This window comes from Microbacterium sp. UBA1612 (genome assembly GCF_002321605.1).
GTDB lineage: Bacteria > Actinomycetota > Actinomycetes > Actinomycetales > Microbacteriaceae > Microbacterium > Microbacterium luteum.
On the sequence record NZ_DCMW01000003.1, the window covers coordinates 162,700 to 180,347 of the forward strand.

Genomic DNA, 17,648 nt, shown 5'->3' on the forward strand with positions numbered 1-17,648 from the left:
GCCGGCATCGCGCGCCGTAGAATCGTTGGGCGTTCGACACAGGAGGAACTCATGCGGATCACGGGCCTCGGCCACGCCGGGATGTTCATCGAGACGGCCGGCGGCAGCATCCTCTGCGACCCCGTCATCGGCCCGAGCTTCTACGGTTCGTGGTTCCCGTTCCCCGACAACCGCGCTCTGGACTGGCAGCGATTCGGGCGGGCGGACTTCCTCTACGTCTCGCACCGTCACCGCGACCACTTCGACCCGGCGCTGCTGCAGCAGTACGTGCCGAAAGACATCCGCGTGCTGCTGCCGGAGTACCCGACGGACGATCTCGAGCGGGACCTGCGGCGTCTGGGATACGAGAACATCGTCTATACGCGGTCCGGTGAGACGCTGCGCTACGGCGATCTCAAGATCATGGTGACCCCCCTCCGCGCCCCCTCCGACGGCCCCATCGGGGACTCCTCGCTGTCGGTCGACGACGGCACGGCCAGCATCCTCAATCAGAACGACTCGCACCCGCTCGACCTCGACGCGCTCATGTCGTTCTCCCGCCCGGAGGCCTACTTCACACAGGTATCGGGCGCCATCTGGTGGCCGATGGTCTACGACCTGCCCCAGGACGCGAAGCAGAACTTCGCGAAGCTCAAGCGGGATGCGCAGAACAAGCGAGCGATGTACTACATCGAGAAGGTCGATGCTCCGCACGTGTTCCCGATGGCCGGTCCGCCGATGTTCCTCCGGGAGGAGCTCTTCCGCTACAACGGCACGGGCCTCCACGATGACGCGATCTTCACCGACCAGCGGGAGTTCCTCCGGCACATGAGAGAACAGCGGCCGGACCAGAAGGGCTACGAGTTCGTACCCGGCACGGTGGTCGAACTGGTGGACGGCGAGCTGTCGGTGACGCAGTCGCTCTACACCGACGACGAGATCGACCGGATCTTCGACGACAAGTGGGCCTATCTCGCCGAGCAGCGCGACGCCCGCCAGGACGAGATCCGAGCGGAGGTCGACTCGCGGGCCGAGGTGCTCCCGCCCGAGGAGATGCTCGCCGCGATCAAGGCCTGGTGGGAGCCGCTGCTGCGCCGTGCGCGCACGATCCGCAACGGGGTGGGCGGCAACGTCCGGTTCCGGATCGGCGAGCTGGACATGGTCGTCGATTTCCCCAAGGCCAAGGTGCGGGAGTACGCGGGTGAGGAGTGCGTGTATTGGTACACCATCCCCGCCGACCTCGTCTCGACCAACATCGCCGACCACGAGATCGACTGGTCCAATTCGATCTTCCTGTCGATGCAGTTCGAGGTCGGCCGCAGCGGAAAGTTCAACGAGTTCCTCACGACCTTCCTCAAGTGCCTCTCCCGCGACCGGATCGAGTACGTCGAGAACTGGTATGCCGAGCAGTCCGACCAGACCGAGGACGTGCAGCTGGAGGACTGGGTCGTGCAGCGACGGTGTCCCCACCTCCGCGCGGATCTGACCAAGACCGGCAAGATCGAGGACGGCGTGCTGACCTGCTCGCTCCACGACTGGAAGTGGGATCTCGCGACGGGCCGATGCCTGACGACGCAGGGGCACCCCATCCGTGCCGGGCGTGCCGACGAACAGGCGGACGCCCCGGCCGCCTGACCGGCCGGGGCGTCGCGCTCTCGCTCAGTCCCGCGTGTACCGGCGGGCGCGGCCGGAGATCCCCGCGAAGTGGAATTCGCCCGCGGACACCGGGTCGACGGCGAGGTCCGTCGATGTGTCGCGGGGGACCCGGCGATGCAGCTCGCGGTACTCCTCGACACCGATCGGCATGCGCGCATCCAGCAGCGCCTCGGTGCGCTCCCGGCGCGCGGCCGCGCGGTAGCCGGGCCGCACCAGGCCGGTGAAGAACTCTCCCACCGCTCCCGAGCCGTAGCTGAACAGGCCGATCCTGCAGCCGGTGAGATCGTCGTCCGAGTCGAGGACCGCCGCGAGGGCGAGGTAGAGCGACGCGGTGTAGCTGTTGCCGATGCGTCGGTTGTAGCGCGTGGAGGGCAGGAAGGTGTCGAGGCCGAGCTCGACCCCGGTGTGCTCGGCGAGCTTGCGATGCGCCTTCTCTGCCATGCGCGTGAACGGCTGGTGGTGGCAGAAGGCGTCGATCTCGCTCGCCGCCACGCCGCCTTGAGCGCGGTAGTCGTCCCATGCCCCTGTGAACGCGTCGAGGTACGCGTCGATGGAGAGCTTGCCCTCGACCATCGCGATGTCGCTGTCGTTCGGGCGCCAGAAGTCGTCGATGTCGGCGGTCCAGATGCCCGTGGGCGTCGGGATCTCCACAAGATCGGGGTCGGCGGCGACGAGCATCGCGACCGCACCCGCGCCCTGCGTGGGTTCGGCTGCTGTGTCGATCCCGTATCGGGCGATGTCGCTGCTGATGATCAGGACGCGTTCCCGGGGGTCGCGGGTGACGATGCCGATCGCCATCTGGAGCGCGGCCGTTCCGCCGTAGCAGGCCTGCTTGAGCTCGACGACACGACAGGCGGGAGGCAGCCCGAGGAGCCGGTGTGTGAAGATGCCCGCAGCTTTGGACTGGTCGACGCCGGTCTCGGTCGCGAAAAGCAGCGTGCGGATGCCTGCGGCGCCGTGGCGGTCGAGGATCGGCGCGGCTGCGGCGGCGCCCATCGTGACGATGTCCTCGTCGGGGCCCGGGACGCTCATCTGGTCCTGGCCGAGCCCTTTGTGGAACTTCGCCGGTTCCACCCCGATCGCGCGTGCGAGATCGGCGAGATCGAGCACGCGACTCCCGGTGGCGACGGCGAGATCGTGGATTCCGATGACGGGCGGGGTGTTCATGCTCGGCCTCCTGCGCGGCGTTCCATCAGCACATGCGATTGCATCAGTTCACCGGGGTTGGTCTGCGCCGCCAGCAGCGACAGCTCGCCGCACAGGACCGTGGCGGCGATGAGTCCGGCCAGCCGTCGCGCGCCGGCACCCGACTCCTCCAGCCCTCGGCAGCCCAACCGCTCGAGGGCCGCATCGACTCCGGGCAGATCCTTGCCGTTGCCGACCGTTCCGACGATGAGGTTGGGGAGGGTGCACGAGAACAGCAGATCGCCGTCTCCGCGCCGTTCGGCATAGGTGATGCCCTGTGAGCCTTCGACGATGTTCGCGGCGTCCTGACCGGTCGCGAGATAGAAGGCCAGGAGCATGTTCGCGTAGTGCGCGTTCGCCGAGCGCAGGGCGCCGGCGACCGTCGATCCGACGAGGTTCTTGCGCACGTTGAGATCGACCATGCGGGTGGCGGTGGTCCGCAGCTGAGCGTCGACCAGATCGGCCGGGATGAGGATCTCGGCGACGACGCTGCGACCGCGACCGAGCAGACCATTCACCGCCGTGGCCTTCTTGTCGGAGCAGAAGTTGCCGGAGATCGATCCGTACGACAGCTCCGGGTGCCATGCCAGGATCGCGTCCATGAGCGACTGCGCGGCGAGGGTGACCATGTTGTGGCCGGACGCGTCGCCCGTCGTGAGCGCGAAGCGCACGAACAGCAGGTGACCGACGATCTCGGTGTCGAGCTCGATGAGCTTGGCGTGGCGACTCTGGCCGGCGACGATGGCCGCCAGGTCGTCGAACCGGGCGTCGAGGGCGCGTGACGCTGCGACGGCCTCGGCGGCCGACGCAGCGACGAACAGACTCGAGCGGGTCATCCGCTCATCGACGACCGACACGCGGATGCCGTCGTCGACGAGTCGGGAGACGCGTGCGCCGCGGCCCACGGACGGCCACAGCGGCGTCTCGTACGTGGCCAGCGGCACGCTCTGCTCACCGGCGACGTCTCCGCTGAGCTTCAGGGGACCGACCCACCGGGTAGGGATCGGTGTGACGAGATCATCGGGCATTGCTGCTCCTTCCGAGGGATCGCTGCGCCAGAGTCGTGAGGTCGACGCCACGCGCGGCGCAGAACTGCGCCGTGGCGCCGCTGACGACGACGTCGGTGGTGCGCAGGGCGGTGAGGTCCTCGGCTCCGAGAAGGGCGAGGAGAGAACCGAGATGCATGGTCCACTCCTGGATGCGGTCGCGCAGCGCCTCGGCGCCCCCGTCGAGGACGACCGAGAGGAACGACCCGGAGACGCCCACGGCATGCGCACCGAGGGCGAGAGCGCGCGCGACGTCGAGGGGGGAGCGGACGCCGCCCGAAGCAAGAAGGGTCGGGGCGCCGGCCGGAGCCTCCAGCAGGCACGCGACGGTCGACTGCCCCCACCCTTCGAGGTAGCCGTAGTCACGCTGCGGGCGACGCTCGTTCTCGACTCGCACGAAGTCGGTCCCGCCGTTGCCGGAGACGTCCGCGTACGCCACACCCATGTCGGCGAGCCGCCGCAGCGTGCCCGAACTCAGACCGAAACCGACCTCCTTGACGATGACCGGCACGTCGACGGCGGCGATGATGCGCTCGAGAGAGGACGGCCAGGTCGAGAAGGAGCGGCTGCCTTCCGGCATGACCGTCTCCTGCACGGCGTTCACGTGCACCTGCAGCGCGTTCGCCTCGAGGAGTTCCACGGCGCGGCGGGCATCGTCGGCGCTGCGCTCCACACCGAGATTGGCCATGACGAACCCGTCGGGGTTCTCCTCCCGCAGCACACGGAACGTGGGGGCGACCGACGGGTCGCCGAGCGCGATGCTGACCGATCCCGAGGCGATCGCCGCGCCGGTCTCGCGCGCGGCGATCGCGAGATCGCGGTTGACTGCGCCGGTCATGTCGCTGCCGCCGGTCATGGCGTTGATGTAGAAGGGAAGCGGCCACGGGGCATCGGCCACCTCGGTGGACAGCGTCACCCGATCGACGTCGATCCCGTCGAGCGCGTGATGCACGAAGGCGACATCGTCGTAGCCGTTTCGTCGCGGGCCCGACGCCTGCTGCTCCGCCGCGAGGCGGACGTGGTCGTCCTTGCGGTCACCCGACACGGTGGTCTCCCTCGGTCGCTGTCACGGAGAGCGCCAGTGGCACGACACCGAGGTCGCGCCACGCACGCTCGAGCGCATCGCGCTCCACCGTCGGGTGCACGAGCGCGACGCCGCAGTCGCCGCCACCCGCGCCGGACGCCTTCGCGGCCGCGCCCATCCCTTCGATGATGTCGCACATCTCACGCAGGTCGGCCGTTTCGATCTCCACGCCCGAGGCCGCTGCCAGATCCCGCAGCACCCTCCGAGCCTGGCGGAGCGCCGCTTGGGCGGCGGTGGCGTCGTCGGCGGCGAAGGCATCCCGAAGAGAGAGCACGGCGCTGCAGGAGTCGGAGAGGAACGCCGGGTGGTCGACGTCGCCGCGTTCGACGGCCGCTTGGACGGCGGAGACGAGCGACCGGGTCGATGCCGGTGCGCCGGTCCACCCCACGACGAGGTCGAGATCGGTCGGCGGCTCGATCGGGACGATCTCGCCGACCTCCCACGCGGGAAGCCGCAGGCGGCGCTCCACCTCGAGCGCACCGGCGGCCGCGAGCGCCTCGCGATCGGGGCTCCGATAGAAGATCCAGCCGCCGTGCGTGCTCGCCGCGACATCGCCGCCGCTCGCATCGGGCGACACGCTGAGCGTCGCCAGCATGGCCAGGCGGTACTCCTCGTCGGGTGTCAGGGCGAGCCCGAGATGACCTCCGACCGCCCGGACGACGCCGACGGTGACGGCGGCGGAAGAGCCGAGACCGAACTTGCGTCCGGTGCCGTCGTCGAGGCCGCTGTCGATGTCGAGGGCGAACACACCGTCGGGGATCGATCGCTCCCGCCGCAGATCCTCCATCACGGTGAGCGCCGCGACCACGTAGTCGAGCCCGTGCTCCTCATCCGACACGTCGATGCCCGGCGAAGCGGGGGTCCATGTCAGCGTCTTGTAGCCGGTGGAGGTCACCACGCGTGCCGGAGCGGCCGCGTCCAACGTCACGGTGACCGCGAGGTCGACCGCCGCCAGCACGGCGGGCTGCCCCGGCGTGACGACGGCGTACTCGCCCGCGATGAACAGTTTCCCGGGGATGCGGACGACGATCCGCTCGGGCGAGGGATGGGTCACGCGGATCTCTCCCGCAGGGTCGCGCCGGGCCCCGGTCGGGCGACCACCGTGTCTGCGAGGGTGCTGATGCGACGTGACACCGCCGGAGTGTCCGCCGGTGCGCAGACGATGCAGACGTTCGGGCCGGCATCGGCGGTGGCCCAGGCGCGCACGCCCTCGCGGCGCAGTGTCTCGACCGCGTCGAAGATGGACCAGCTCGTCGGCGTGAGGTAACGGATCGACGGATCACTGCCCTGGATGACCGCGTGCATCCGCAGCGCATTCGTCTCGGTGATGCGGCCCAGCCGCTCCAGGTCTCCGGCGCGGCACGCCTCCTGTGCCGCAGCCAGCGACTGAGCCGTCGAGGTCACCCAGGCGGGATAGTACGGCGAGGTCAGCGCGGTGCGCCGCATCGCCTCGCGACTGGAGACGGCCTTCTCGCCCGCGTCGACGGTCGCGATGACCATCTCGATCTCGGGCGCATCGATGTGCTCGGCGAACGAATGCTCATCGTCGCCCGCATGCCAGATCGCGAACCGCGAGATGATCGATCGCGATGCCGATCCGGAGCCGCGTCGGGCGAGCCGGCTGAGCGCACGGGTGTCGAGGTCGAGTCCGTATGCGGTCGACGCCGCGAGTGCCAGCGCGGCGAAACCCGACGCGGACGAGGCGAGTCCGGCCGCGGACGGGACGGTGTTCCGCGTCACCACCTCGGCGGCGGCATCGCTGCCGGCGAGGTGCCGCACGTGATCGAGGAACCTGACCACGCGCTCCCGCACGACGCCCTCGCGCTCGGAGCCGTTCATCACGACGCGGTCGACTGCCGCCCCGGTGTCGGTGCGCACGGTCGTCGTGGTCGGGAAGACGTCCAGAGTCATCGACAGACTCCCCGTCGCGGGCAGATTCTGCGTGGTGTCCGCCTTGCCCCAGTACTTCACCAGGGCGATGTTGGGATGCGCCTGCGCCGTGGCGGTGGTCACGCGACCTCCATGTGAGTCGTCCAGGCCGCGGGGGCGCCCGCCGTGCGCATCCGTCTCACGACGGTGGCGGCATGCTCGGGATCGTGGGCGAGCGCGATCACGCACCCGCCGCGACCACCGCCGGTGAGCTTGGCCCCGGCGGCACCCGCAGCGCGGGCGGCGGCCGCGAGGTGGTCCAGGGCCGGGTCACCGACGCCGAGGGTGCCCAGATGGCGATGGGCGGCATCCATCGCGGAACCGAGTCCGTCCAGGTCGCCGTGCGAGATGTCGGCACGAGCCTGCGCCGTCAGCTCCGCGAGCGCGCCGACGGCACGGTCGAACACCTCGGGCGATGACTCGCGCAGCGAGCGGACGGCGCCCACGGCCTCGCGCGTGCGGCCGCGCACCCCCGAGTCCGCGACGACGAAGTGCAGAGCGGTCCCGACGGTGATCGGCTCGACGCTGCCGCGCCGGAACCAGATCGGGCCGGGTGCGCAGACGGCGCGGGCATCGAGACCGCTCGGCGCCCCGTGCGCGGCGCGCTCTGCGTCCTGGATGAGCGCGAATCGCTCGTCGGGGTCGAGGTCGCGGCCGAGGGCGCCCGAGACGGCCGTGACGACAGCGGCGGCGACCGCCGCGCTGGAGCCCACACCGCGCTCGGACGGGATGTCGCTGTGGATGCGCACATGAAGCCTCGCATCCGGCGCGCCCGCCGACGCGAGGGCGGTGCGAACGGCCGTGACGGTGGGAAGCAGGCGAGCAGGTGCCGCATCGAGCGGGCCGTGGAACAGCTCGCTGTCGATGCGCGAGGCCCGGGACGTGGCGGCGGCCTCCGCGCGGGCGGCGATGGACGTGATCGGCAGAGCGATCGCCGGGTGGCCGTAGACCACCGAGTGCTCGCCGATGAGGATGGCCTTGCCGGTGGCCTCGCCGATCCCGTTCCCCGGCTCGGGGTCGCCGACGAGCGCGTCGACGGTGCCGGTCGCGCGGGGCTGTGGGGGAGCGTCCCCGCGGAGGGCGCTCGCGTCGGTCTTCGGGGTCATAGCGGGCTGGCCAAGCCTAACAGTCGACGATCCGCACGGGCCGTGGACGACCGGCGCCACCGGTTCCGATAGAGTGACCGTGATCGCATCCTTTAATCCCGTCCCGTGAGACGGAGAAGGGAGCGCCGATGAGCACGCGCACCGTGCTGCACGACGCCGACATCGCCCGGGCACTGACCCGCATCGCCCACGAGATCCTCGAGTCGAACAAGGGCCCCGACGGTCTCGTGATCCTCGGAATCCCCACTCGCGGAGTCACCCTCGCCGCCCGGATCGCCGGGCTGGTCTCGCGCTTCGGCGGCGCGCCCGTTCCCGCGGGAGCCCTCGACGTGACCATGTACCGCGACGATCTGCACCGCAACCCGACGCGGGCGCCGCATCGCACCGAGATTCCTCCCGGCGGCATCGATGCACGAACGGTGATCCTGGTCGATGACGTGCTCTTCTCCGGTCGCAGCATCCGCGCGGCCCTCGACGCCCTCCAGGACATCGGCCGACCGGCGGCGGTGAGGCTCGCGATCCTCGTCGACCGAGGCCACCGCGAGCTGCCGATCCGTCCCGACTTCGTCGGCAAGAACCTCCCCAGCGCACGCGACGAGCGCGTGAACGTGCGGCTCGTCGAGATCGACGGCGTCGACGAGGTGGCGATCGGTTCATGAGACACCTTCTCGACACGCGCACGCTCACCCGCGAGGACGCCATTCGCGTCCTCGACGTCGCCGAGGACATGGCCGACACGCAGCGCCGGGAGGTCAAGAAGCTGCCGACGCTTCGCGGCAAGACCGTCGTGAACCTGTTCTTCGAGGACTCCACCCGCACTCGCATCTCGTTCGAAGCTGCCGCCAAGCGGCTCTCGGCCGACGTCATCAACTTCTCGGCGAAGGGGTCGAGCGTGTCCAAGGGCGAATCCCTCCAGGACACCGCCCAGACTCTGCAGGCCATGGGCGCCGACGCCGTGGTGATCCGTCACGGCGCATCCGGGGCCCCCCAGACGCTCGCGACGAGCGGATGGATCAGCGCCGGCGTCGTCAACGCCGGCGACGGCACGCACGAGCACCCCACGCAGGCGCTCCTCGACGCGTACACGATCCGCAAGCGCACTCATGGCTCGGCCAGCCGTGGTCGCGGTCTGGACGGTCTTCACGTCGCGATCGTGGGCGACATCCTCCACTCCCGGGTCGCGCGATCGAACGTATGGCTGCTGACGACGCTCGGCGCCCGCGTCACCCTCGTCGCGCCGCCCACCCTGGTGCCGCAGGACGTGACCGCCTGGCCGGTGACGGTGCGATACGACCTGGACGATGCGATCGCCGACGCGCCGGACGCGCTCATGATGCTCCGCATCCAGCTGGAGCGCATGAACGCCGCATATTTCCCCACTGAGCGGGAGTATTCCCGTCGCTGGGGCCTGGACCCACTGCGGCTGGAGGCTCTCCCGCCCGGTAGCATGGTGCTGCATCCGGGACCGATGAACCGCGGCCTGGAGATCTCGGCGGCCGCCGCCGATTCCCCCCGTGCAACCGTGCTGGAGCAGGTCGCGAACGGCGTGTCCGTGCGCATGGCCGTGCTCTACCTCCTGCTGGCGGGGGACCATTCGAGCGCGAACGCAAAGGAGGAAGGCCGATGAGCATCCCTCACATCGGCGCAGAGCCCGTCGTCTACCGCGGCGTGCGGATCTCCGGCGGCGACGCCCGTGACCTCGTCGTCGACGGGGGAGTCATCACGGCTCTCGACGGGGAGGCGCCGGGAGGCGCGCGCATCGTCGACGCCGACGGACTCATCGCCCTCCCCGGCCTCGTCGATCTGCACACCCACCTGCGCGAACCTGGATTCGAGGCGTCCGAGACGATCCTCACGGGATCGCGCGCGGCGGCGGCCGGCGGCTACACCACGGTCTTCGCGATGCCCAACACGTCCCCGGTCGCCGACACCGCCGGCGTCGTCGAGCAGGAGCTCGCACTCGGCGAGGCGGCCGGCTACGTGCACGTGCAGCCGATCGGCGCGGTCACGGTCGGCCAGCGCGGTGAGCGCCTCGCGGAACTGGGCGCGATGGCGAGCTCTCGCGCACGCGTGCGCGTGTTCAGCGACGACGGCTTCTGCGTCTGGGATCCGCTCATCATGCGTCGTGCCCTCGAGTACGTGAAGTCCTTCGGCGGCGTGATCGCCCAACATGCGCAGGATCCCCGGCTGACCGAGGGCGCCCAGATGAACGAGGGCACGGTATCCGCGGAGCTCGGACTCGCGGGATGGCCCGCCGTCGCCGAGGAATCGATCATCGCCCGCGACGTGCTCCTGGCTGAGCACGTGGGCTCCCGCCTGCACGTCTGCCACCTCTCCACCGCCGGGTCGGTCGAGATCATCCGCTGGGCGAAGGCCCGAGGCGTCGCGGTGACGGCGGAAGTGACGCCGCACCACCTCCTGCTGACCGAGGAGCTCGTGCGCGGATACGACCCGCGTTTCAAGGTCAATCCGCCCCTTCGCCGTGATGATGACGTGCGAGCCGTGCGGGAGGGCCTCGCCGACGGCACCATCGACATCGTGGCGACCGATCACGCACCGCACCCGGCGGAGGCGAAGTCGTGCGAATGGCAGGCAGCCGCACACGGAATGGTGGGCCTCGAGAGCGCACTCCGGGTCGTGCAGCAGACGATGGTCGACACCGGGATGCTCGATTGGGCCGATGTCGCGCGAGTGATGTCCGCGGTTCCCGCGCGCATCGGGCGCCTGACGCCGCCGGCGCTCGAGGTCGGCGCGCCGGCCGCGTTCGTGCTCTACGACCCGCGTCCGGCACGCACCTTCACGCGTGACGACCTCCACGGTCGCAGCGTCAACTCGCCCTACCTCGGTCGCGATCTGCCCGGTGAGGTGAGGTGGACCGTCAACGGCGGGTTCGTCACGGTCGCCGACGGCGAGCTGGTCGATCGGGAGGGTGTCGCGTGAGCCGCGAAGCCGCACTGCTGGTGATCATGGCGGTCGCCGTCGGCCTGCTCGTGCTGGCAGCCGTCGGCTGGTGGCGCCGGACGCGCCGCGACCGTGCACTCGAGCCGCCGGTGGGGGAGATCCCCGCCGGGGCGATGGAGCGCGACCGCTTCGCGGTTCTGTACGTCGCGACCACGCGCCCCGATCAGCCGCTGGAGCGCCTGGCCATCCGGGGGATGGGATTCCGCTCGGCCGCCGAGGTCATCCTCACCGATCGCGGCATCGCGCTCGAGCTCGCCGGTGAGAGACCGCTGTTCCTCGCCCGGGGGCGGCTCCTCGCCGTCGACCAGTCCACCGTCGCCATCGACCGCGTGGTCGAGAAGGACGGCCTGGTCCGCCTCACCTGGCGGATCAGCGACGACACCGTCGTCGATACCTACCTCCGGCCGCAGGATTCCTCGGCCCGCGCACTCGCCGACGCCCTCGGCGCATCCATCACCTCGACAGGAGCAGACGCATGACCTCGCTGCTGACCACCGACCCCGCGGTCCTCGTCCTGGAGGACGGGTCCCGCCACACCGGGCGCGCCTACGGCGCGCGGGGGACCACTCTGGGAGAAGTCGTCTTCGCCACCGGCATGACCGGGTACCAGGAGACGCTCACCGATCCGTCGTACGCCGGCCAGATCGTGCTTCAGACGGCGCCGCACATCGGCAACACCGGCATGAACGCGGAGGACCGGGAGTCCCGGCGCATCTGGGTCTCCGGCTACGTCGTGCGCGATCCGTCGCGCGTGGTGTCGAACTGGCGCTCGGAGGAATCCCTCGACCAGTCCCTGGCCGCCGACGGCATCGTCGGGATCAGCGGCATCGACACCCGTGCGGTGACACGCCGCATCCGTTCGGCCGGCAGCATGCGCGGCGGCGTGTTCTCGGGAGAGACCGCGGCGCTCGACGCCGAGGAGCAGCTGCGCATCGTGCGCGAGGCCCCGGAGATGTCCGGGCGCAACCTGTCCGCTTCGGTGTCCGTCGAGGACGTCGAGGTCACGCGCGCACAGGGGGAGCGCGTCGGCAACCTCGCGGTGCTCGACCTCGGTGTCAAGCAGTCCACGATCGTCAACCTCGCGGCGCGCGGGTTCGATGTGCACGTGTTCCCGCAGAGCGCGACGGTGGCGCAGATCATGGAGATCGAGCCGGTCGCCGCCTTCTACTCCAACGGTCCGGGGGATCCCGCGGCCAGTGACGCGCACGTGGAGCTCCTGCGCGGCATCCTCGATGCGCGGGTGCCCTTCTTCGGCATCTGCTTCGGAAACCAGCTCCTCGGCCGCGCGCTCGGATTCGGCACGTACAAGCTGCCCTTCGGACACCGCGGCATCAACCAGCCCGTCCTCGACAAGGCCACCGGGCGCGTCGAGATCACGTCGCAGAATCACGGATTCGCCGTCGATGCCCCGGTCGAGGGGACGGTGGACAGCCCCCACGGTTACGGTCGCGTGGAGGTGAGCCACGTCGGTCTCAACGACAACGTCGTCGAGGGTCTCCGCGCCCTCGACATCCCCGCGTTCAGCGTGCAGTACCACCCCGAGGCGGCCGCCGGTCCGCACGATGCGAACTATCTGTTCGATCGCTTCCGCGACATGGTGCTCGACACCCTGTCCGCCCGCAGCAACGACTCCCAGGAGGGTGGCCTCTGATGCCCAAGCGCGACGACATCCGATCCGTCCTCGTCATCGGCTCCGGCCCGATCGTCATCGGTCAGGCGTGCGAGTTCGACTATTCCGGCACCCAGGCGTGCCGCGTGCTCCGTGAAGAGGGGGTGCGCGTGATCCTCGTCAACTCCAATCCGGCGACGATCATGACCGACCCGGACTTCGCCGACGCCACATACATCGAGCCGATCTCGCCCGAGGTGATCGAGACGATCCTGGCGAAGGAGAAGCCCGACGCGATCCTGCCGACCCTCGGTGGGCAGACGGCGCTGAACGCCGCGATGGCGTTGCACGATCGCGGCATCCTCGACGCCTACGGGGTCGAGCTCATCGGCGCGAACGTCGACGCCATCCGCAAGGGCGAGGACCGTCAGGTCTTCAAGGAACTCGTCATCGAGTCGGGGGCCGATGTGGCCGAGAGTCGCATCTGCCACTCGATGGACGAGGTGCTCGCCGGCGCCGCCGACCTCGGCTATCCGCTCGTCGTGCGTCCGTCGTTCACGATGGGCGGCCTCGGCAGCGGATTCGCGTTCGACGAAGCCGACCTGCGGCGCATCGCCGGCGCCGGTCTGCGCGATTCGCCCACGCACGAGGTTCTCCTGGAGGAGTCGATCCTCGGTTGGAAAGAATACGAGCTCGAGCTCATGCGCGACTCCGCAGACAACACCGTCGTGGTGTGCTCGATCGAGAACGTCGACCCGGTCGGCGTGCACACGGGCGACTCCATCACCGTCGCGCCGTCGCTGACGCTGACCGACCGCGAGTACCAGAAGATGCGCGACATCGGCATCGACATCATCCGTGCGGTGGGCGTCGACACGGGCGGGTGCAACATCCAGTTCGCCGTCAATCCCGACACCGGCCGCATCATCGTCATCGAGATGAACCCCCGCGTGTCGCGGTCGTCGGCGCTCGCGTCGAAGGCGACGGGCTTCCCCATCGCGAAGATCGCCGCGAAGCTGGCCATCGGCTACCGCCTGGACGAGATCCCGAACGACATCACCAAGGTCACCCCCGCGAGCTTCGAGCCCACGCTCGACTACGTCGTGGTCAAGGTGCCTCGCTTCAACTTCGAGAAGTTCCCCAACGCCGACACCACGCTGACCACGACCATGAAGTCGGTGGGAGAGGCCATGGCGATCGGCCGGAACTACACGACGGCGCTGCAGAAGGCGCTGCGCTCGCTCGAGAAGCGCGGTTCGAGCTTCCACTGGGGCGACGAGGATCGCACGGTCGACGAGCTCCTGGAGATCGCCCGCACGCCCACCGACGGCCGCATCGTCGTGCTCCAGCAGGCGATGCGCAAGGGCGCGACCGTCGAGCAGGCGTTCGAGGCGACGAGCATCGACCGCTGGTTCCTCGACCAGATGCTTCTCATCAACGAGGTCGCCGAGGAGATCCGCGGCGCCGAGGAGCTCGACGCGGCCGCCCTCCGGCTCGCGAAGGATCACGGATTCTCGGATGCGCAGATCGCGCAGCTGCGGGGCCTCGACGAGGCCGAGGTCCGCGGCATCCGACACGGTCTGGACATCCGCCCGGTGTACAAGACGGTCGACACGTGCGCCGGCGAGTTCCCGGCCCTCACGCCGTACCACTACTCCAGCTACGACAGCGAGACCGAAGTCACCCCGTCGGAGCGCACGAAGGTCGTGATCATCGGATCCGGTCCCAACCGCATCGGCCAGGGCGTCGAGTTCGACTACTCGTGCGTCCACGCCTCGTTCGCGCTGAGCGACGCCGGGTACGAGACGATCATGGTCAACTGCAACCCGGAGACGGTGTCGACGGATTACGACACGTCGGACCGGCTCTACTTCGAGCCGCTGACGCTCGAGGACGTGCTCGAGGTGCTGCACGCCGAAGCGCAGTCCGGCAAGATCCTCGGCGTCGTCTGCCAGCTCGGCGGGCAGACTCCGCTGGGCCTCGCCAAGGGGATCGAAGAAGCCGGGTACACCATCCTCGGGACGAGCCCGGCGGCGATCGACCTCGCCGAGGAGCGCGGGCTCTTCAGCGGGATCCTCGACGCGGCCGGACTCGTCGCGCCCCGGCACGGCACGGCGATCGACGTCGACGAGGCTGTCGCGGTCGCGGAGGACATCGGATACCCGGTCCTGGTCCGCCCGAGCTTCGTGCTCGGCGGACGCGGCATGGAGATCGTGTACGACACCGACAGCCTCCGCGACTACTTCGTGCGGATCGCCGACCAGGCGATCATCGGCCCCGGACTCCCGCTGCTGGTCGACCGCTTCCTCGACGATGCCATCGAGATCGACGTCGATGCCCTCTTCGACGGCGAGCAGCTGTACGTCGGCGGGGTCATGGAGCACCTGGAGGAGGCGGGCATCCACTCCGGCGACTCCAGCTGCACGCTTCCGCCGATCTCGCTCGGCCGCAGCGACGTGGACCGGGTGCGCACCGCGACGCTCGCCATCGCGCAGGGCATCGGCGTGCGGGGGCTGCTGAACGTGCAGTTCGCCATCAGCGCCGGCGTGCTCTACGTCATCGAGGCGAACCCGCGCGCGAGCCGTACCGTCCCCTTCGTCTCGAAGGCACTCGGGATCCCGCTCGCCAAGGCCGCCTCGCGCGTCATGGCCGGTGCGACGATCGGGGAGCTCATCTCGGAGGGCCTGCTCCCGGCCGCGGACGGCTCGCGCGTTCCGCTGGACGCCCCGGTGTCGGTCAAGGAGGCGGTGCTCCCCTTCAAGCGCTTCCGCACGAAGGACGGCGAGACGGTGGATTCCATCCTCGGCCCCGAGATGCGCTCCACCGGTGAGGTGATGGGTATCGACCGCGACTTCCCGACGGCGTTCGCCAAGAGCCAGCAGGCAGCCTACGGGGGCATGCCGACCACGGGCACGGTCTTCATCTCCGTCGCCGACGACGACAAGCGCGCCGTCATCCTCCCGGCGCACCGACTGCGGGAGCTCGGCTTCGACCTCGTCGCCACGGAGGGCACGGCCGAGATCCTCGCCCGCAACGGCATCGCGGTGAAGGTCGTCGCGAAATACTCCGAGACGCAGGAGTCGGGCGAGCCGAACGTGGTCGATCTGATCAACGCCGGCGAGATCGACATGGTCGTGAACACCCCGTCGGGAGGGATGGCTCGCGCCGACGGCTACGAGATCCGCGCCGCGGCGGTGGCTGCCGACAAGGCGCTGTTCACCACCATCGCGCTCCTGGGCGCCGCCGTCAGCGCTCTCCCCGCGCTCCGCGAGGGGTTCGAGGTGCGAAGCCTTCAGGAATACGCGGTGGACCGCGCCTCGCGCTCATGACCGGATTCGGCGAGCGGGTGCGGTCGACCCTGGCGCAGCGGGGTCCGCTGTGCGTCGGGGTCGACCCGCACCCGAGCCTTCTCGTCGACTGGGGTCTGCCGGAGACGGCCGCCGGCGCACGGGAGTTCGGACTCCGCGTGGTGGATGCCGCAGCGACCGCCGGGGTCGGCGTCGTCAAGCCGCAGGTCTCGTTCTTCGAGCGCTTCGGATCGGCCGGGTACCGCGCCCTCGAGGACGTGCTGCGGACGGCCCGGGAGTCGGAGCTGCTCGTCATCGCCGATGCCAAGCGCGGTGACATCGGGTCGACGATGGATGCCTACGCCGAAGCGTGGCTGCGCGCCGGATCCCCCCTCGAGGCCGACGCGCTGACGGTGAGCCCGTACCTCGGAGTCGGGGTCCTCGCATCGGCTGCGAGCCTGGCCTATGCCGGCGACAAGGGACTGTTCGTGCTGGTCGCGACGAGCAATCCCGAGGGGGTGGACCTGCAGCGCTCCCGCGACGCGAGCCGGCGGACGGTCGCGCGGCGGGTCCTCGACGAGGTCACGCAGATCAACGCCGCCCACGTGGATGACGGACGATGGGGGAGTGTCGGCGTCGTGATCGGCGCGACGGTCGGGTGGGCGGATGCGGGGCTGGCTCCGGTGTCTCCGCCGGCGCCGATCCTCGCCCCCGGTTTCGGATTCCAGGGCGCGCAGCCGGGCGACCTCGGCGCGGCGTTCGGCGACAGCGCGCAGACCGTGATCGCCAGCGAGAGTCGGAGCCTTCTCTCCGCCGGTCCGGGGCGGCTCGCGGAGACCATCAGAGACCGCTCAGAGCACTACAGGAGCAGGGAATGACCGAACCACACCGCCCTCCCGAGGTCGACCGCGTCGCGGCGTCGCGCCGTGCCGTCGAGGCCCGCCGGGCACGAGCGTCGCTGAAGAGGGACATCGCGATGCGGGTCGTGACGCCCCAGGACGTGCTCGCTCGGAGCACCGACGCCACGGATTCCGCCGCGGCGACGCTGCGCGTGACGGAGTTCCTGACCGCGCTGCCGGCCATCGGTGCGGGCAAGCGCGATCGCGTGCTGCAGTCGCTCGGGATTTCACCGGTCAAGCGCCTTGGCGGGCTGGGTGGCCGTCAGCGGAACGCCCTGTCGACGTGGCTCGACGAGCGTTTCCCGCCCATCCGACCCCGCGCCGGACGCAGCCGTCTCCTCGTGCTGGCCGGACCGACGGCGGTGGGCAAGGGGACGGTCGCCGCGCACATCGCCGCGCACCATCCGGAGATCCTCCTCTCGGTCTCGGCGACGACCCGGCCGCCCCGTCCGGGCGAGATCGACGGTGCGCACTACTTCTTCGTCGACGACGAGGCGTTCGACCGCATGGTGGATGCCGGCGACCTGCTCGAGCACGCCACCGTGCACAACCGTCACCGCTACGGCACACCCCGGCGCCCCATCGAAGAGGCGCTGGCCGAAGGACGGACCGTGCTGCTCGAGATCGATCTGCAGGGCGCACGCCAGGTGCGCGCGGCCGACCCCGCCGCCACGCTCGTGTTCCTGCTGCCGCCGAGCTGGGACGAACTGGTTCAGCGGCTCGTCGGGCGCGGGACCGAGGATGCCGAAGAGCGCGCGCGCCGCCTGCGCACGGCGAAGGTCGAGTTGGCCGCTCAGAGCGAATTCGACCACCGCGTCGTCAACGACGACGTCGCCGAGGCGGCCCGCAAGGTCGTAGAATTGTCCGAAGCGCCCGCGCGCTACTCGTCGCGCGGCTGACGCGATCG

At 70.0% G+C, this 17,648-nt stretch carries 15 protein-coding genes; 9 read left to right on the plus strand and 6 right to left on the minus strand.

What is annotated here, in order from left to right; translation table 11 throughout:
* The first annotated feature begins 51 nt into the window (after positions 1-51).
* The gene (locus B3S45_RS01320) at positions 52-1,614 is read left to right on the plus strand and encodes a Rieske 2Fe-2S domain-containing protein (protein WP_071043489.1); all 1,563 of its coding nucleotides are present in this window, start codon (positions 52-54) and stop codon (positions 1,612-1,614) included.
* Between the two features lie 24 nt (positions 1,615-1,638).
* Here the strand turns inward: B3S45_RS01320 and B3S45_RS01325 are convergent, their stop codons facing one another.
* Genes B3S45_RS01325 through mvk form a run of 6 tightly spaced genes read right to left on the minus strand, consistent with a single transcriptional unit; the run spans position 1,639 to position 7,985 of the window.
* On the minus strand, positions 1,639-2,802 hold the full coding sequence (locus tag B3S45_RS01325) for a hydroxymethylglutaryl-CoA synthase (RefSeq protein WP_194383131.1): 1,164 nt from the start codon (positions 2,800-2,802) through the stop codon (positions 1,639-1,641).
* Entirely contained in the window at positions 2,799-3,848 is a 1,050-nt protein-coding gene (locus B3S45_RS01330) for a hydroxymethylglutaryl-CoA reductase (protein ID WP_194383132.1), read from the minus strand. Before B3S45_RS01330 ends, B3S45_RS01325 begins: the two co-directional genes overlap by 4 nt.
* Positions 3,838-4,911, minus strand: a complete 1,074-nt coding sequence (gene fni, locus B3S45_RS01335; RefSeq protein ID WP_194383133.1) for a type 2 isopentenyl-diphosphate Delta-isomerase — start codon at positions 4,909-4,911, stop codon at positions 3,838-3,840. Before fni ends, B3S45_RS01330 begins: the two co-directional genes overlap by 11 nt.
* The gene (locus tag B3S45_RS01340; RefSeq protein WP_194383134.1) at positions 4,901-6,004 is read right to left on the minus strand and encodes a phosphomevalonate kinase; all 1,104 of its coding nucleotides are present in this window, start codon (positions 6,002-6,004) and stop codon (positions 4,901-4,903) included. Before B3S45_RS01340 ends, fni begins: the two co-directional genes overlap by 11 nt.
* Positions 6,001-6,963, minus strand: a complete 963-nt coding sequence (gene mvaD / locus B3S45_RS01345) for a diphosphomevalonate decarboxylase (RefSeq protein ID WP_194383135.1) — start codon at positions 6,961-6,963, stop codon at positions 6,001-6,003. Before mvaD ends, B3S45_RS01340 begins: the two co-directional genes overlap by 4 nt.
* The gene (gene mvk / locus B3S45_RS01350; protein ID WP_194383136.1) at positions 6,960-7,985 is read right to left on the minus strand and encodes a mevalonate kinase; all 1,026 of its coding nucleotides are present in this window, start codon (positions 7,983-7,985) and stop codon (positions 6,960-6,962) included. The genes mvaD and mvk overlap by 4 nt, the downstream gene beginning before the upstream one ends.
* 128 nt (positions 7,986-8,113) lie before the next feature.
* Between mvk and pyrR the strand changes: the two genes are divergently transcribed.
* Genes pyrR through gmk form a run of 8 tightly spaced genes read left to right on the plus strand, consistent with a single transcriptional unit; the run spans position 8,114 to position 17,640 of the window.
* Complete coding sequence (gene pyrR, locus B3S45_RS01355; RefSeq protein WP_194383137.1) at positions 8,114-8,644, plus strand: bifunctional pyr operon transcriptional regulator/uracil phosphoribosyltransferase PyrR; 531 nt, start codon at positions 8,114-8,116, stop codon at positions 8,642-8,644.
* Positions 8,641-9,612 (plus strand): aspartate carbamoyltransferase catalytic subunit, encoded by a 972-nt coding sequence (locus B3S45_RS01360; RefSeq protein ID WP_071043495.1) that lies wholly within the window; start codon positions 8,641-8,643, stop codon positions 9,610-9,612. Before pyrR ends, B3S45_RS01360 begins: the two co-directional genes overlap by 4 nt.
* Positions 9,609-10,925 (plus strand): dihydroorotase, encoded by a 1,317-nt coding sequence (locus B3S45_RS01365; RefSeq protein WP_194383138.1) that lies wholly within the window; start codon positions 9,609-9,611, stop codon positions 10,923-10,925. Before B3S45_RS01360 ends, B3S45_RS01365 begins: the two co-directional genes overlap by 4 nt.
* Entirely contained in the window at positions 10,922-11,425 is a 504-nt protein-coding gene (locus B3S45_RS01370; RefSeq protein ID WP_071043497.1) for a hypothetical protein, read from the plus strand. The genes B3S45_RS01365 and B3S45_RS01370 overlap by 4 nt, the downstream gene beginning before the upstream one ends.
* Complete coding sequence (gene carA / locus B3S45_RS01375) at positions 11,422-12,597, plus strand: glutamine-hydrolyzing carbamoyl-phosphate synthase small subunit (RefSeq protein WP_071043498.1); 1,176 nt, start codon at positions 11,422-11,424, stop codon at positions 12,595-12,597. The genes B3S45_RS01370 and carA overlap by 4 nt, the downstream gene beginning before the upstream one ends.
* On the plus strand, positions 12,597-15,884 hold the full coding sequence (gene carB / locus B3S45_RS01380; protein WP_071043499.1) for a carbamoyl-phosphate synthase large subunit: 3,288 nt from the start codon (positions 12,597-12,599) through the stop codon (positions 15,882-15,884). Before carA ends, carB begins: the two co-directional genes overlap by 1 nt.
* Complete coding sequence (gene pyrF / locus B3S45_RS01385; protein ID WP_071043500.1) at positions 15,881-16,720, plus strand: orotidine-5'-phosphate decarboxylase; 840 nt, start codon at positions 15,881-15,883, stop codon at positions 16,718-16,720. Before carB ends, pyrF begins: the two co-directional genes overlap by 4 nt.
* On the plus strand, positions 16,717-17,640 hold the full coding sequence (gene gmk / locus B3S45_RS01390) for a guanylate kinase (RefSeq protein ID WP_286716988.1): 924 nt from the start codon (positions 16,717-16,719) through the stop codon (positions 17,638-17,640). Before pyrF ends, gmk begins: the two co-directional genes overlap by 4 nt.
* Positions 17,641-17,648: the final 8 nt, after the last annotated feature.

What these genes read in the sequence shown, in the direction of transcription:
- carA (WP_071043498.1), top strand. Translation starts at nt 11,422, where the DNA reads ATGACCTCGCTGCTGACCACCGACCCCGCGGTCCTCGTCCTGGAGGAC.
- B3S45_RS01360 (WP_071043495.1), top strand. Translation starts at nt 8,641, where the DNA reads ATGAGACACCTTCTCGACACGCGCACGCTCACCCGCGAGGACGCCATT.
- B3S45_RS01325 (WP_194383131.1), bottom strand. Translation starts at nt 2,802, where the DNA reads ATGAACACCCCGCCCGTCATCGGAATCCACGATCTCGCCGTCGCCACC.
- B3S45_RS01320 (WP_071043489.1), top strand. Translation starts at nt 52, where the DNA reads ATGCGGATCACGGGCCTCGGCCACGCCGGGATGTTCATCGAGACGGCC.
- pyrR (WP_194383137.1), top strand. Translation starts at nt 8,114, where the DNA reads ATGAGCACGCGCACCGTGCTGCACGACGCCGACATCGCCCGGGCACTG.
- carB (WP_071043499.1), top strand. Translation starts at nt 12,597, where the DNA reads ATGCCCAAGCGCGACGACATCCGATCCGTCCTCGTCATCGGCTCCGGC.
- pyrF (WP_071043500.1), top strand. Translation starts at nt 15,881, where the DNA reads ATGACCGGATTCGGCGAGCGGGTGCGGTCGACCCTGGCGCAGCGGGGT.
- mvk (WP_194383136.1), bottom strand. Translation starts at nt 7,985, where the DNA reads ATGACCCCGAAGACCGACGCGAGCGCCCTCCGCGGGGACGCTCCCCCA.
- B3S45_RS01330 (WP_194383132.1), bottom strand. Translation starts at nt 3,848, where the DNA reads ATGCCCGATGATCTCGTCACACCGATCCCTACCCGGTGGGTCGGTCCC.
- B3S45_RS01365 (WP_194383138.1), top strand. Translation starts at nt 9,609, where the DNA reads ATGAGCATCCCTCACATCGGCGCAGAGCCCGTCGTCTACCGCGGCGTG.
- gmk (WP_286716988.1), top strand. Translation starts at nt 16,717, where the DNA reads ATGACCGAACCACACCGCCCTCCCGAGGTCGACCGCGTCGCGGCGTCG.